At 66.7% G+C, this 14,188-nt stretch carries 11 protein-coding genes and 1 pseudogene; 10 read left to right on the forward strand and 2 right to left on the reverse strand.

Annotated elements, in window-relative coordinates; genetic code table 11:
* Nucleotides 1–142: 142 nt before the first annotated feature.
* The 3 genes from arsC to B0G62_RS29185 all read left to right on the forward strand — a co-directional run bounded on the left by arsC (nucleotide 143) and on the right by B0G62_RS29185 (nucleotide 2,903).
* Nucleotides 143–499: an arsenate reductase (glutaredoxin) gene (gene arsC / locus B0G62_RS29175; RefSeq protein ID WP_103707646.1), complete on the forward strand. Its 357-nt coding sequence runs from the start codon at nucleotides 143–145 to the stop codon at nucleotides 497–499.
* 133 nt (nucleotides 500–632) lie between these two features.
* The gene (locus B0G62_RS29180) at nucleotides 633–2,009 is read left to right on the forward strand and encodes a GntT/GntP/DsdX family permease (protein ID WP_103707647.1); all 1,377 of its coding nucleotides are present in this window, start codon (nucleotides 633–635) and stop codon (nucleotides 2,007–2,009) included.
* A gap of 339 nt (nucleotides 2,010–2,348) precedes the next feature.
* Complete coding sequence (locus tag B0G62_RS29185; RefSeq protein ID WP_103707648.1) at nucleotides 2,349–2,903, forward strand: NADPH-dependent FMN reductase; 555 nt, start codon at nucleotides 2,349–2,351, stop codon at nucleotides 2,901–2,903.
* 58 nt (nucleotides 2,904–2,961) lie between these two features.
* Here B0G62_RS29185 and B0G62_RS29190 read toward each other — a convergent pair whose 3' ends face one another.
* The gene (locus tag B0G62_RS29190; RefSeq protein ID WP_146055380.1) at nucleotides 2,962–3,750 is read right to left on the reverse strand and encodes a hypothetical protein; all 789 of its coding nucleotides are present in this window, start codon (nucleotides 3,748–3,750) and stop codon (nucleotides 2,962–2,964) included.
* Nucleotides 3,751–3,925: 175 nt separating this feature from the next.
* Nucleotides 3,926–6,268 (reverse strand): hybrid sensor histidine kinase/response regulator, encoded by a 2,343-nt coding sequence (locus B0G62_RS29195; protein ID WP_103707650.1) that lies wholly within the window; start codon nucleotides 6,266–6,268, stop codon nucleotides 3,926–3,928.
* 675 nt (nucleotides 6,269–6,943) lie between these two features.
* Here B0G62_RS29195 and B0G62_RS29200 point away from each other — a divergent pair.
* The 7 genes and pseudogenes from B0G62_RS29200 (at nucleotide 6,944) to B0G62_RS29230 (ending at nucleotide 14,107) form a co-directional block, all read left to right on the forward strand.
* Nucleotides 6,944–7,312, forward strand: a complete 369-nt coding sequence (locus tag B0G62_RS29200) for a response regulator (RefSeq protein ID WP_103707651.1) — start codon at nucleotides 6,944–6,946, stop codon at nucleotides 7,310–7,312.
* A pseudogene (locus B0G62_RS29205) lies at nucleotides 7,305–7,929 on the forward strand (chemotaxis protein CheC). Before B0G62_RS29200 ends, B0G62_RS29205 begins: the two are co-directional and overlap by 8 nt.
* Nucleotides 7,926–8,882 carry a sensor domain-containing diguanylate cyclase gene (locus tag B0G62_RS29210; RefSeq protein ID WP_103707652.1) on the forward strand — a complete coding sequence of 319 codons (957 nt, stop codon included), beginning with the start codon at nucleotides 7,926–7,928 and terminating at the stop codon, nucleotides 8,880–8,882. The pseudogene B0G62_RS29205 and the gene B0G62_RS29210 overlap by 4 nt, the downstream one beginning before the upstream one ends.
* A 325-nt stretch (nucleotides 8,883–9,207) precedes the next feature.
* Nucleotides 9,208–10,059, forward strand: coding sequence for a presqualene diphosphate synthase HpnD (hpnD, locus tag B0G62_RS29215; protein ID WP_103707653.1), 852 nt, complete (start codon nucleotides 9,208–9,210; stop codon nucleotides 10,057–10,059).
* A complete protein-coding gene (gene hpnE, locus B0G62_RS29220; protein WP_103707654.1) occupies nucleotides 10,059–11,318 on the forward strand; it encodes a hydroxysqualene dehydroxylase HpnE in 1,260 nt (419 codons plus the stop codon). Before hpnD ends, hpnE begins: the two co-directional genes overlap by 1 nt.
* Before the next feature lie 15 nt (nucleotides 11,319–11,333).
* Complete coding sequence (shc, locus tag B0G62_RS29225) at nucleotides 11,334–13,379, forward strand: squalene--hopene cyclase (protein ID WP_103707655.1); 2,046 nt, start codon at nucleotides 11,334–11,336, stop codon at nucleotides 13,377–13,379.
* A 17-nt stretch (nucleotides 13,380–13,396) separates the two neighbouring features.
* A complete protein-coding gene (locus tag B0G62_RS29230) occupies nucleotides 13,397–14,107 on the forward strand; it encodes a phosphorylase (protein ID WP_244193426.1) in 711 nt (236 codons plus the stop codon).
* Nucleotides 14,108–14,188: the final 81 nt, after the last annotated feature.

The following is a 14,188-nucleotide window of genomic DNA, read 5'->3' on the forward strand; positions in this document are numbered from 1 at the left end:
GGTTCTTTATGCGCATAAAGCGCCTCGCCGCCCCACCCCGGGGTGCCCCGATTCCCGGCCGCCGGTAAAATCAGTGCCGCCACGAGCGCGCCTCCCGGGCCGCCCAGCTCTCCCGCTCCTATTGACTCCCTGCTCCCAAGCCATGATCACGATCTATCACAACCCTCGCTGCTCGAAGTCCCGCGCAACCTGCGATCTGGTAGCCGCCAATAACGCGACCAACGAACCTGTCGAGGTCATCGAGTACCTGAAGACGCCGCTCACCGTCGATCAGCTGAAGTCGCTGCACGCTCTGCTTGGCGGGCCGCTTCGCGACATGATGCGCACGAACGAGACCGAATACACCGACCTCGGCCTCGGTGAAGAAGGCGTCACAGACGATCAACTGTACGAAGCCATCTCGAAGCACCCGATCCTGCTCCAACGCCCGATCGTTGTACGCGGTGGCGGCGCGGTGATCGGCCGTCCTCCAGAAAACGTCGCCGCGCTGTTTGCCTGACTAATTAATGCCGCCGTAGTGCCGCCGCGAAACGCACTTGCGTCGAGCAGCATCGCCAGGCACCACCAGGGCCATGCGAGCCACGCCCCCCTTCCCCAACCGCAACGACACCTGACCGATCATCGAGAATCCTGTGGAGTCCCTTGCTACCTTATCCGCGTGGTCGTTCCACGACACACGCCTGATCCTTTCCTGCGCGCTCGGCCTCGTGCTGATCGTCATTCTGATTAGCGCACTCAAACTTGCGCCGTTCCTCTCGATCCTGGTCGGTACGTTCGCGGCCGGGTTTGCCGCTGGTGTGCCGCTCGAAGGCGTAGCGAGCGCCTTCAGTAAAGGCGCGGGCGCACTGCTCGGTGACGTCGGCATCATCATCGCGCTCGGTGCCATGCTCGGTGCCCTGATGGCCGAATCGGGCGCGGCTGACCGGCTCGTTTCCACCTTGCTGGACCATTCGACGCCACGCACGTTGCCGTGGATGATGTCGCTCGTCGCGGTCATCATCGGCTTGCCGCTTTTTTTCGAGGTCGGACTGGTGATGATGGTGCCGATCATTTTCGTCATGGCGCGGCGCTCCCAGCAGCCGATCCTGCGGATCGCCATTCCGGCGCTCGCGGGTATGACGACCTTGCACGCGCTGCTGCCGCCGCATCCGGGTCCGCTGATCGCCGTCAGCGCATTGCATGCGGATCTGGGCATCACACTCGGGTTTGGCATTCTTGTGGCGATTCCGGCCGTCATCCTCGCCGGCCCGCTCTACGGATCCTGGCTCTCGCGCCGCATGCAGGTGGCCGAACCCGAAGATCTCGGCAAAGTCTTCACGAGCCACGATCCGCAACTGGCCGCGCCGGGCTTCGGCGTCTCGCTGCTGACGATCCTGCTGCCCGCGATGCTGATGCTCTGTCGCACTGTGGCGAAACTCGCGCTCCATCCCGACACCGTCGGCTTCAACGTGCTCAATTTCCTCGGTGAGCCGTTGATTGCACTCGGGCTCACCGTTTTGTTTGCCATCGTCGCACTCGGCTGGTCGCGTGGCATGGCGCGCGATCGCGTCGGGAACATTTTGCGCAAGAGCCTGCCGCCGATCGCCGGTCTGTTGCTGACCATTGGTGCGGGCGGTGGTCTCAAGCAGACCCTCGTGCTGGCCGGCATCAGCACGACGATCAGCAAGATCGCCGTCGGCGCGCATTTGCCGCTGCTGCTGCTGGCATGGCTGATTGCCGTCGCACTGCGTCAGGCGACGGGTTCGGCCACGGTGGCGACCACGGCGACAGCCGGCATCGTCGCGCCTGTCGTGACCGGCTTGAGCGCGACGCACAATTCGCTGATGGCGCTCGCCATCGGTGCAGGATCGGTGTTCTTTTGCCACGTCAATGACGCGGGCTTCTGGATGGTGCGCGAATACTTTGGCCTGAAGCTCAAGCAGACCGTTTTCGTCTGGTCGATCCTGCAGACCATTGTTTCGGTCGTGGGGCTTGTCCTGACGCTCGCGCTCTGGTACCTGCTCAACTGAGCCAATACAGTACGGCCGTTCGATTACCGCGCTTGCCCGCCCTACCCGCCTGCGTCGCTGCGCGTGATTCGCGCGCAGCGACGAAGTTGCACAAAACGCAGGCGCCCTCCTCCGCGTTCTCAATCCCAACGCATGGCCGATGGCATCGGCCTTCGGGCGAAGTTGTGCACAAGGTTATGCACGAAAACTGTGGATAAATCCGCCGTCGTTCGACTTGTCCACACCCCCCTGCTCCGCGTGCGGACACCCTGAATCACCCGACTCCGCATCGCGCCTATGATGTCGGTTCTCTTCCCCCGCGCTTCGCGCGCGCTAGAAAACCCCGAGGAGGACACTGAGATGGCTTATCAAGTTGCGGTCGTGGTCGGCAGTCTGCGCAAAGAGTCGTTCAACCGTCAGCTCGCGCATGCCGTGACGTCGCTGGCGCCCGCCGATTTTTCGTTCGAGTTTCTCGATATCGGCGTGCTGCCGCTCTACAGCCAGGATTACGACGCCGACTTCCCCGAAGTCGCGCGTCAGTTCAAGCAGAAGATCGAAGCCGCCGATGCGCTGCTATTCGTGACGCCGGAATACAACCGCTCGATTCCGGGCGTGCTCAAGAATGCGATCGACTGGGGCTCGCGACCGTGGGGCAAGAATTCGTGGAGCGGCAAACCGGGCGCAGTGCTCGGCACCTCGCCCGGCGCGATCGGCACGGCGCTTTCGCAGGCGCATCTGCGCAACGTGCTCGCCTATCTCGACGTGGCGACGCTCGGCCAGCCCGAAATGTTCATCAAGCACGACGCGAGCCGGATCAACGAGAAAGGCGAGATCGTGAACGACGACACGCGCAAATTCCTGCAAACGTTCGTCGATCGCTATGTGGAGTGGGTGAAGCGGCAAGTAGGCCGCTGACCAGGCATCGCGATGACGCACGCCCGTGCGGCGAGCGTCATCGCGACGGGCATCGTCGTCAATGCAATGTCGGAGGGAAACCCGTCACGGGCCGATCGGGCGCGTCGGACGCACGATGATCGTGTGAATCCTCTTCGTATTCGATGAATTCGTCGGGAATGCGCGGCGCGCTCGTGCTGGGCGCTTGCGTCGCCTGGGGCGCGCCAGGCACGTCAACGGTTCTCGTGTGCGCTTCGTGCGCCGCTGCGGGCGCGCCCATCACCGCACCCGCGCCCGGCGCGCTCGCGGATGCCAGCACCGTCGCTTCGGCTTCGTTCACGGGGCGTGCTTCGGCGGCCATGTGTTCCGGACTGGCCGCCGTGGGCGGCACCGGTTTGGCGGCAGCGGTCGGCGTGGCGCGCCTGCGCATCGCCTCGGCGATGCCGGCCAGCCCCAGTTCTTCTAGCGCCGAGTGTTCGCGCACGACCGGATCGTCATCCACCGACGCCCACGTCCAGCTTCCGCCTCGAATGGCGACTTCAAGGGCGTGCTCGTCGCGCAATGTCTCGCGCGCGAGATCGGCATGGGCTTCGTCGCTCACCCGCACGCCGATCAGTACGTTGCCTTGCGGCGTCGCGGGGGCGCCGGGTGCCTGCGGCGCGGGTTCGGGCACCGCGCCTGCATTGGCGCGCACATCGCCGGTGGTGGAAAAGAAGCTCGATACGAGCCGCTCGATGCCGGCCAGCACGCCGGCCTCATGCACGGGCAATTCGATGTCGCTTGCGGGAAAGCCACGTTGGAGCAGCGCTTCCTGCGCGTGCTGCGCGGCGTCGTAGGTCTCGAACAGACCCGTCACGGTTTGTCTCATGGCTCACTCACTCCTCGTCGCTACTGGGCAATGGCCGCAATGCCGGCGGTCGCGCCGGCCGCTTCGTTCCTAAGTGCAATGATGTCGCAATCCGTATGCCACGGAGTCTGCCGTGCGCATAATTCAACGCGACCCGCGCTCGGGGTTTCACGCCCTCCCCCGTCGGCGTTTCGCCTTAGAGCGTCGCGTCCCGTTCGCGCCGCGCGCGCGCCTGGCGCTCGCGCTGGATCGTTTCGAGCATTTTTTCGAGCAGCGCAATATCGAACGGCTTCGACAGCACGCGCACGTCGACATGGCGCGCACGCTCAAGTTCTTCCGCGTAACCGGTCACGAGAATCACGGGCAGCGCCGGATCGCGCTGCTGCAGCGCTTCCGCGAGATCGATGCCGTTCATCTTGCCCGGCATGTGGATGTCCGACAGCACGAGATCGAAATGCGGCGCATCGTGGTCGTCCAGACGATCCGCGCTGGCCGAACGTGCGGCATCGACCAGCGCGAGCGCGCTCGCCGCGTCGCTCGCACAGGTAACGTGATGGCCCATCATCTGCAGCAGCGCTTCGGTGCCCGCCGCGACTTCGTCGTTGTCCTCGACGAGCAGCACGTGCAGACCTTGCGGCGGATTCGCGCTGTCCTCGCGCGGCGCGCTCTCGCGTCTGGGCGCAGGCGCCGTGGCGGCGCGCGGCAGATACAGATGCACGGAGGTGCCCGCGCCGATCGCGCTGTCGATCGCGGCGAGACCGCCCGAGCGCTCGCAGAACGCAAACACCTGCGGCAGCCCGAGGCCCGTGCCCATGCCTTTCGGCTTGGTCGTGTAGAGCGGTTCGAAGGCGCGCGCGAGGACGTCGGGCGACATCCCGACGCCCGTGTCCTCTAGCGAGACATGCACGAAATCGCCGTCGAGCGGAAAGCCTTCGCCGGGCCGGAACGCCATGTTGTGCGCGTGGACGGTGAAGCGCCCGCCGTTGGGCATGGCGTCGCGCGCGTTGACGGCGAGATTGATGAGCGCGAGTTCGAATTCGGCGACGTCGACCTGCACCGGCCACACGTCCGTGTCGAGATCGACGACCAGCGAGACCTTCGCGCCGAGCGACGCGCGCAACAGCTCGCGGCACGCAGGCAGCCAGCGGCCGACCTGAATCGTCTCGTTGCGCAGCGGCTGCTTGCGCGCGACGCCGAGCAACTGGCGCGTGAGCGACTGCCCGCTCTTGAGCGCGCGCTCGACCGCGGACAGTTCGCGCTCGAGGCCTGGCGCGCCGCGCCGGCGCGCGATCTGCACGTTGGCCGAGACGATCATCAGCAGATTGTTGAAATCGTGCGCGACGCTGCCGACCAGATTGCCGAGCGCCTCCATCTTGCGCGACTGCCGGTAGGCCGACTCGATCGAGCGCCGCATCGACGCTTCGGCCTGCCAGCGCTCCCACGCTTCCTCTTCGGCGGCGAGACGGCGCAGCGACAGCCAGATCACGCACCACAACGCAATCGACGGCGTGAACATCGAAATCAGCAGCACGCTCAGATGCCGATACCACCCGGCCCAGATCGCCGAGGCGCGATACGCGCAGGTCACGTAGACGGGATACGCGCCCACGCGGCGGAACGCCACGATTGCATTGCCGCCGAGCAACCGCGAATGCATGCGCACGACGCCCGAATCCTTGCCGAGTTCGAGCGCGGCGGCGAACGGCGTGCCGGGCGTGATGGCGTCGGGCGCGCGCGCGCCCGAGGCGGGCGTGCCGCTGGCCGCCGGGTGTGCCGCCGATGCGGACGATACGGCACGCGGCGGCGGCTCGAACGCGAGGATCGAGCCGTCGCTGCGCACGAGGCCGAGCGCCATCGGCGAGCCGTCGCCCAGCAGCTCGTTGTAGAACTTGTTGAAGTAGCGCGGGCGCAGCGCGACCGACACCAGCCCGGCGAACTGCCCCGCCGCGTCGTGCCGCGCGACGCCCGTGTTGAACACGGTCTCGCCGCTCACCTGGCTCATCATCAGACGCGAAACGTGATCGAGCATGCGTCCGCTGCGAATGCCGACGAAGTCGTCGCGCGTGGCAATCGAGACGGGCGGCGGCGGCGAGTAACGGCTGCTCGCGAGCAGCGCGCCGTTGCGCCCGAAGATCGACACCGCCGCCACCTGCGGGTAGCCGCCGCCGATCGCGTCGAGTTTTTCGTGGATCTGCGCTTCGTTCGCGCGAATGCCGTCGTCGTCGAGATCTTCCACGCCATCGACAATGCGCGCGTCGAGCGCATCGTTCATGTCGAACACCTTGAGCGCGTGCTCTTCGGCCACGCGCACGGTGCGCAGCGTGACGTCGGTGGCATCGGCTTCGCGCGTGCGCAGATCGCTCCACGCCATCGTCGCCACGTAGACGCAGGGCAGCACGATCGCGGCCAGCAGGAGCGCAATCAGGGTGCGCCGGCGCACCGTGAAATCGTGGCTGGGCGCCGCCGGAAACGGCGCTTCGTCGGTTCGCGGTGACGGCAGCAAACGGTCGTCAGGCCTTGCGGGCCGCTTGGGAATCATCGTACGGAAAAGGCTGGAAGACGCTGCAAAGCGTTTTTGAGATCGCTTTTGACATGATAAACGACCGCGCAGGCGCCGCCGCGTTCAGGGTTCCATCGAGCGCACCACCGTCCAGTCACGCCGCATCGTCCGCGCAATCATGCGCCTGGCATGCAATTGCGCCCAGGCGCGCGGAGGTGCGCGAAGTAAGGCGATTTTTCCGCCAGCGGTGTCGATTGCGCGAAAATCCATGTAGCGCAAACGTACACAAAAGGATATTCGTCGGACTTTAATTAAGGGATCGATCTATTTTTTCTAAAAAGCCGAAAAAATAAGTCGTTTTCGTTCGCCGAACGATTATCGTCGAGTTGCATTTGTTTCCATTTGCTTCGAGAATCGCTAACGCGTTAAATAACACGCCCGAAAATGGGTGCTGTTAGCACGCCGCCTGGCATTTTCGATCTGTAAGCCAAAAAGACGCGGCATAAAAACGGCATTGCTTCCGTCTGGCGGGCGACCGTCGCCGCTGCTGCCGGGCTGCCCGGCCTGACGCACGCTGGCAGGCTCGCAGGCTGCCGATACGCAACGATTCCATGCTTTAAGCATAAAATGCGCGCAACCCTAAAGATTCCGCGCGCATCGCCGTTAATACGTCTTAACGCATTCCGTCCAACGCACACTCACTCCGCATATCCAATGTCCTTACCCATCGTGATCGCCGACGATTCGCTGTTAGCCCGTAAGGTGCTCACGAAGGCGCTTCCCGAGGACTGGGACGTCGAGATTTCCTACGCGTCGAACGGACAAGAAGCGCTGGCGCACTATCGCGCCGGGCGTGCACCGGTCATGTTTCTCGACCTCACGATGCCGGACATGACCGGCTTCCAGGTCCTCGAAGCGCTCCAGCACGAGGACCTGAATACCTTCGTGATCGTCGTTTCCGCCGATGTCCAGCCGCGCGCCCAGGAGCGCGCACTGGCGCTCGGCGCGATGGCGTTCGTGCCGAAGCCGGTCACCCAGGAAGCGCTGCTACCCATCCTGAAGGAGTACGGGTTGTATGCCTGATCGAGTGTTCACGGAACTGCAGCGCGACGCCCTGCAGGAGATCGCCAATCTCGGCATGGGTCAGGCGGCCACGCGGCTGTCGGGCCTGCTCAATGCGTTCATCGAATTGTCGGTGCCGCGCGTGCGCGTGGTTGCGGTGCGCGAGGCGGCGCAGGCGCTGCACGAGATGACCGGCATCGACGGCCCGGTCACGGCGGTGCGGCAGGGCTTTCGCTCCGAGATCAAGGGCGAGGCGCTGGTGATCTGCCGCAGCGGCGAGATCGGCGAATTGGGCGCGCTGGTGGGCGGCCCGTTCGTGGAATCGACGTGGGACGCGCTCACCGGGCACGAACTGATTTTCGACGTGGCGAACGTGTTGACGGGCGCATGCGTGTCGTCGATGCTCGATCCAGCTCGGGCGTCTGCCGGTGTTCTCGCAGCCGGGACTGCTCGGCGAGGCCGTCACGCTCGACGAAGTCTTCCAGCCGGGCCTGCTCGCGTGGGATCTGGCGCTGCTCGTCGAAGTCAACTTCGCGCTGGAGGACCAGCGCTTTCGTGCGCATCTCGTCATGCTGATGGCCGAAGAGTCGATCTACCACGTGAGCCGCGCCATCGACGCCATGCTCCATAGCCTATGACTACCCCCGCTTCATCGCCCTCGCTCTCGGACCTCGTCGCGGAGCGTGTCGGTTTCGGCATTTTCGTGCTCGACCGCGAAATGAACGTGCTGATGTGGAACCGCTTCATGCAGGACCACAGCGGCGTCCTGGCCGAAGAGGTGATCGGCCGCCCGGTCTTCGAGCGCTTTCCCGAACTGCCGCGCGCCTGGCTCGCGCGCAAGATCGAGAGCGTGTTCCAGCTTGGCAGCTTTGCGTTCAGTTCGTGGGAGCAGCGTCCTTATCTGTTCCGCTTCGATCACGACCGCCCCATCACGGGCGGCGTCGATTACATGCAGCAGGACTGCACCTTCATGCCGCTCATGCGCGAGCGCGAGGTGATCGCCGTATGCGTGACGATCACCGATGTGACGCACGTGAGCGTGATGCAGCGCGAGCGCGAAGAAGCCGTGGCCAAGCTGCGCGAATACGCCGATCGCGACGGCCTCACCGGCATCGGCAACCGGCGCTATTTCGAAACGCGCTTGGCCGAGGAATTCTCGCGCTGGCAGCGGTACGGCGGCGACATGTCGGTGCTGCTGTTCGATCTGGACCACTTCAAGAAGATCAACGACGAATTCGGCCACGTTGCCGGCGACACGGTGCTGCGCACGATGGCGCAGCGCGTGGCGGGCGTCGTGCGCAAGGAAGACATTTTCGGGCGCTTCGGCGGCGAGGAATTCGCGCTGCTGCTGCCGTGCACGCCGCTTGACGACGCGATGCGCGTGGCCGAAAAGATCCGCCATACGATCGGCGACACGCCGGTCGACGTGCAGGGCGAAGTCGTGTCCGTCACGGCGAGCGTGGGCGCGGCTTCGGCGCGGCCGGGCTCGAACGATTACGAGGCCATGATCAACGAAGCCGATGCCGCGCTCTACAGCGCCAAGCGTCAGGGCCGCAATCGTTCGGTGGTGCTGCTGCACGAACTGAATTAGCGCCTTGGCCGGGATCGAGTGTCCTGGTGCGATGACTTCGATAATCGACTCAATTAGCCGACGTTCGCGCGCAATCCGCGATATCACGGGCTGGCGGCGCTCGCCGTTAGCCTCTGCCCCCATTTCATCGGCCCTGGCGGACGGCCCCCGACTGCGGCGGCTGGCAAAGGTTGATATACTTTTGGGCGTTTCCGGCCTCGGACCCTGAATGGCGTTCCGACAGGGCCGGTGCCTCGCGCGTGTCCGCGCGCGCGGGCGACCCGCCACATGCGGGCCCGAATATCTGTAACGCCCCGTCGAGGGCGCCCCCCCAGCGGAGATCGTCTTGGCCGTTTCCAACCTCGTCGTGGACGATACACATCAGACCGATGCCGCCGCCGCTTCGTCGGGCAGCTCGTTTTATCTGGCGATGCGAATCCTGCCGGCCGCGCAGCGCGACGCCATGTATCAGGTCTACGCCTTTTGCCGCGCTGTCGACGACATCGCGGATAGCGACCTGCCGCGCGCCGAGCGTGCGGCGGGGCTCGACCAATGGCGCGCCGACATCGACGCGTGCTATGCCGGCACGCCGCGCGCCTCGCTCGCGGCGCTCACGCGTCACATCCACACCTTCGGTCTGCTGCGCGAGGATTTTCACGCGATGATCGACGGCATGGCCATGGACGCCGCCGAAGACATCTGCGCGCCCGACGAGGACACGCTCGACCTGTACTGCGACCGTGTCGCGAGTGCGGCGGGCCGCCTGTCGGTGAGGATTTTCGGGATGGAGGACGAGCCTGGCCGCCTGCTCTCGCATCACCTCGGGCGCGCGCTGCAGCTCACCAACATCCTGCGTGATATCGACGAAGACGCCGATATCCGCCGCTGCTACCTGCCGCGCGAACTGCTGGCGCGCGAAGGGATCGCCGCGACGACGCCGCACCAGATCGCCGCCGATCCGTCGCTGCCGCGCGTGTGCGCCACGCTGGTCGAGCGTGCGCTCAAGCATTTCGCCGAAGCGGACGCGATCATGGACCGCACGCCGCGCGTGCAGGTCAAGGCGCCGCGCATCATGTCGGGCGTCTACCGCGTGCTGCTCGAACGCACCGTGGACCGCGGCTTCGACCTGCCGCGGCCAAAGGTCGCCAAACCGCGCGCGCGGCTGATGTGGATCGTGGCGCGCTACGCGCTGTTCTGATGCCCCGGCTCGTCCACGTGATCGGCGCGGGGCTTGCGGGCCTCGCGGCGGCCGTCCGGTTGCAGCGGCGTGGGGTGCAGATCGCACTGCACGAAGCAGCCGGACAGGCAGGTGGACGATGCCGTTCGTACTATGACCGCAGGCTGGCGGCCACGCTCGACACCGGCAACCACGTCGTTCTGGCGGGCCATGGCGAAACGCTCGACTATGTGCGCGCGATCGGCGCCGCCGATGCCCTCACCGGCCCGGACGAACCCGGTTTCGCATTCATGGATCTGGCGGCGCGCTCGCGCTGGAGCGTGCGCTTTTCGCGCTCGCGCCTGCCGCTGTGGATCGCCGACGCCAACGCGCGCGTGCCCGATACGCGCCTGCTGGACTATCTGACGGCGCTGCCGCTGCTGTTCGCGAGGCCCGGCCGCACCGTCGCGCAAACCATGCCGTGCGTGGGGCCGCTCTGGGAGCGCCTGCTGCATCCGCTCTACCTCTGCGCGCTTAATGTCGAGCCGCGCGACGCCAGCGCGGAACTGGCGGGTGCGATGATGCGCGAGGCGCTGTCGATCGGCGGCGAGGCCTTCCGGCCGTTGACGGCGCGCAACGGCCTGTCGAGCGCCTTCATCGATCCGGCGCTGCGTATGCTGCAACACGGCGGTGCGGCCATCCGCCTCGATTCGCCGCTTCTGGAGATCGCGTACGACGGCGCGGCGCGGCGCGCCGTCGCACTCGATTTCGACAGTGGCCGTGTCCTGCTGGGCGCGGACGACGCCGTCGTGCTGGCGGTGCCCGCCGCCGCGGCTGCCGCCCTTGTGCCAGGGCAGCAGGCGCCGCAGGAACACACCGCCATCATCACGCTGCATTTCGCCGTCGAGCCGCCGCCGGGGCTTGCCGCATCGATGGCGCCGATGGTGCTGCTCAACGGCACGGCCGGCTGGCTCAACGTCGCCGCAGGGCGGCTGAGTGCGACGATTCACGATGCCGGCGCCCTGTTGCGCCTCGCGCCCGACGAACTCGCGCGGCGCGTCTGGGCTGATGTGGCGGCTGCCGCATCGCTGCCGTTGGAGCCGCTGCCCGTGTGGCAGATCGCAAGCGACGCGCAGGCGGTATTTGCCGCCACGCCGCAAGAGGAACTGCGCCGCCCGTCGGCGCGCACCCGCTGGAACAATTTGACGCTCGCGGGCGACTGGACGGCTACCGGTCTGCCCGCGTCGATCGAAGGCGCAATCCGCTCGGGCCGCAAGGCCGCGGATCTGCTCCTGTCTTGACACCAGGATGTACCGATGAACGATCTTTCCCAGGCCCTGCCGGCCGACGACCTCGCACACGCGCGCACCGCCGCGCTCGCGCCTGACGGCGCCGCCGTGCCCGCCGCCGTGCTGGCGCACGATGCCGGACTCGCCGCGGGGCTCGACGACGCCGTCGCACGCGCGACCGACGCGATCCTCGCCGACCAGCGTGCCGACGGCCACTGGGTCTACGAACTCGAAGCCGACGCGACGATTCCCGCCGAATACGTGCTGCTCGTCCACTACCTGGGCGAGGAGCCGAATCTTGAACTCGAAGGCAAGATCGCGCGCTACCTGCGCCGCATCCAGTTGCCCGGCGGCGGCTGGCCGCTCTTCACCGACGGCGACATGGACGTGAGCGCGAGCATCAAGGCGTACTTCGCGCTGAAGATGATCGGCGACGCCGAAGACGCCGGCCATATGGTGCGCGCGCGCGAAGCGATCCTGGCGGCGGGCGGCGCGGAAAAGGCCAACGTCTTCACGCGCATCCTGCTCGCGCTGTTCGGCGTGGTCAGCTGGTACGCGGTGCCGATGATGCCGGTCGAGATCATGCTGCTGCCCAAGTGGTTCCCGTTCCATCTCTCGAAGGTGTCGTACTGGGCGCGCACCGTGATCGTGCCGCTGCTCGTGCTGAATGCGAAGCGGCCGGTCGCGAAGAACCCACGCGGCGTGCGCATCGACGAGCTGTTCCGCGGCGCGCCCGTCAGCACGGGCCTGAACGAGCGCGCGCCGCATCAAAGCCCCGGCTGGTTCGGCTTCTTCCGCGCCGTGGACGGCGTGCTGCGCGTGACCGATCCGCTGTTCCCCGCCTATCTGCGCCAGCGCGCCATCGACGCCGCCGTGGCCTTCGTCGATGAACGCCTGAACGGCGAAGACGGTCTGGGCGCGATTTTCCCGGCCATGGCCAACGCCGTGATGATGTACGACGTGCTTGGCTATCCGGCTGATCACCCGCACCGCGCGATCGCGCGCCAGTCGGTCGAAAAGCTCGTCACGATCCACGCCGACGAGGCCTACGTGCAGCCCTGCCTGTCGCCCATCTGGGATACCTCGCTCGCGGCTCATGCGCTGATCGAAACCGGCGACGCGCGCGCGCACGAAGCGGCGCGACGCGGTCTCGAATGGCTGCTGCCGCTGCAGATTCTCGACGTGCGCGGCGACTGGATTTCGCGCCGTCCCGACGTGCGTCCCGGCGGCTGGGCCTTCCAGTACGCGAACCCGCACTACCCCGACGTCGACGACACGGCCGTGGTGGTGGCCGCGATGGAGCGCGTGGACAAACTCGACCAGACCAGCCACTTCGACGAGCCGATCGCGCGGGCGCGCGAATGGGTCGTCGGCATGCAGAGCAGCAACGGCGGCTGGGGCGCGTTCGAGCCGGAAAATACCCACGAATATCTGAACAACATCCCGTTCTCGGATCACGGCGCCCTGCTCGACCCGCCGACCGCCGATGTGTCGGGCCGCTGTCTGTCGATGCTCGCGCAACTGGGCGAGTCGCCGGCCACGAGCGAGCCGGCGCGGCGCGCCTACAACTACATCCTCGCCGAGCAGGAAGCCGATGGCAGCTGGTATGGCCGCTGGGGCATGAACTACATCTACGGCACCTGGACGGCGCTGTGCGCGCTCAACGCGGCGGGGCTCGAACACCATGACTCGCGCATGAAGCGCGCGGCGCAGTGGCTCATCGCGATCCAGAACGACGACGGCGGCTGGGGCGAAGACGGCACCAGCTACAAGCTCGAATACCGCGGCTACGAGCGCGCGGCGAGCACGGCCTCGCAGACGGCGTGGGCGCTGCTCGGCCTGATGGCCGTGGGCGAAGTGAACCATCCGGCGGTCGCGCGCGGCATCGCGTGGCTGCAGCAAACGCAACGCGAGCACGGCTTGTGGGACGAAACGCGCTTCACGGCGACGGGCTTCCCGCGCGTGTTCTATCTGCGCTACCACGGCTATCGCAAATTCTTCCCGCTGTGGGCGCTGGCGCGCTACCGCAACCTCAAGCGCGACGGCGCGACGCTCGTGAAGGTCGGTCTGTGATGGCGGCGGTGGCATCGATGCAATCGCGCGGCGCGCTGCCCGTGATCGCCGTGACCGGCATGGCTTTCGAGGCGAGCATCGCGGCGGGCAAAGGGCGCGACGGCGTCGAAGCCGTCTATGCCGCGCGCGCCGACCTGCTCGAACGCGCACTGACGGCGGCGCTGGACCGGGGCGCGTCGGGCGTCATCAGCTTCGGTACGGCGGGTGGTTTGGGGCCGGATCTGGAGCCGGGCACGCTCGTGATCGCCGAGGCCGTCGATGGCCCGTTTGGCCGTGTCGAGTGCGATCCGGCGTGGAGCGAGCGCATGGCGGCCGCGCTGCTGGCTTCGCCGCTGGCCGCGCAGACGCGCCGTGGCGTGGAAGCGGCGGTGGCTGCGCCGCTCACGGGCGCGGCGGACAAGGCGGCGCTGCATCAGTCGAGTGGCGGCGCGCTGGCCGTCGACATGGAATCGCATCTGGCCGCCGCTGCGGCGGCCGCGCGCGGCCTGCCGTTCGCGGTGTGCCGCGCGGTGGTCGATCCGGCCTGGCGCAGCCTGCCGAAAGCTGCGATGGCGGGTCTGCGCGACGACGGTTCGACTGCCGTGCTGCCGATCCTGCGCGAACTGGCGCGCGATCCGCGGCAACTGGGCGGCCTGCTGCGCGTGGCTGCGGACGCCGGCGCGGCGCGCAAGGCACTGACCGGCGCGCGCCGGGTGCTGGGCGCATCGGGCGCTTTATTTCCTCGCTGACTTTTTGGGCTGATGTTGATCGGATCGCTTGCGGGAATATTGAAATACTAGGGAAAACCCTTATCTCTGGTACTATCTCAG

The sequence above is a fragment of the Paraburkholderia eburnea genome (assembly GCF_002917095.1).
In the GTDB taxonomy this organism is placed as follows: domain Bacteria; phylum Pseudomonadota; class Gammaproteobacteria; order Burkholderiales; family Burkholderiaceae; genus Paraburkholderia; species Paraburkholderia eburnea.

Excerpts from the sequence above, each read along its gene's own strand:
- hpnE (WP_103707654.1), top strand. The coding sequence starts at position 10,059 with ATGCCCCGGCTCGTCCACGTGATCGGCGCGGGGCTTGCGGGCCTCGCG.
- B0G62_RS29185 (WP_103707648.1), top strand. The coding sequence starts at position 2,349 with ATGGCTTATCAAGTTGCGGTCGTGGTCGGCAGTCTGCGCAAAGAGTCG.
- B0G62_RS29230 (WP_244193426.1), top strand. The coding sequence starts at position 13,397 with ATGCAATCGCGCGGCGCGCTGCCCGTGATCGCCGTGACCGGCATGGCT.
- shc (WP_103707655.1), top strand. The coding sequence starts at position 11,334 with ATGAACGATCTTTCCCAGGCCCTGCCGGCCGACGACCTCGCACACGCG.
- B0G62_RS29195 (WP_103707650.1), bottom strand. The coding sequence starts at position 6,268 with ATGATTCCCAAGCGGCCCGCAAGGCCTGACGACCGTTTGCTGCCGTCA.
- B0G62_RS29190 (WP_146055380.1), bottom strand. The coding sequence starts at position 3,750 with ATGAGACAAACCGTGACGGGTCTGTTCGAGACCTACGACGCCGCGCAG.
- B0G62_RS29200 (WP_103707651.1), top strand. The coding sequence starts at position 6,944 with ATGTCCTTACCCATCGTGATCGCCGACGATTCGCTGTTAGCCCGTAAG.
- B0G62_RS29210 (WP_103707652.1), top strand. The coding sequence starts at position 7,926 with ATGACTACCCCCGCTTCATCGCCCTCGCTCTCGGACCTCGTCGCGGAG.
- arsC (WP_103707646.1), top strand. The coding sequence starts at position 143 with ATGATCACGATCTATCACAACCCTCGCTGCTCGAAGTCCCGCGCAACC.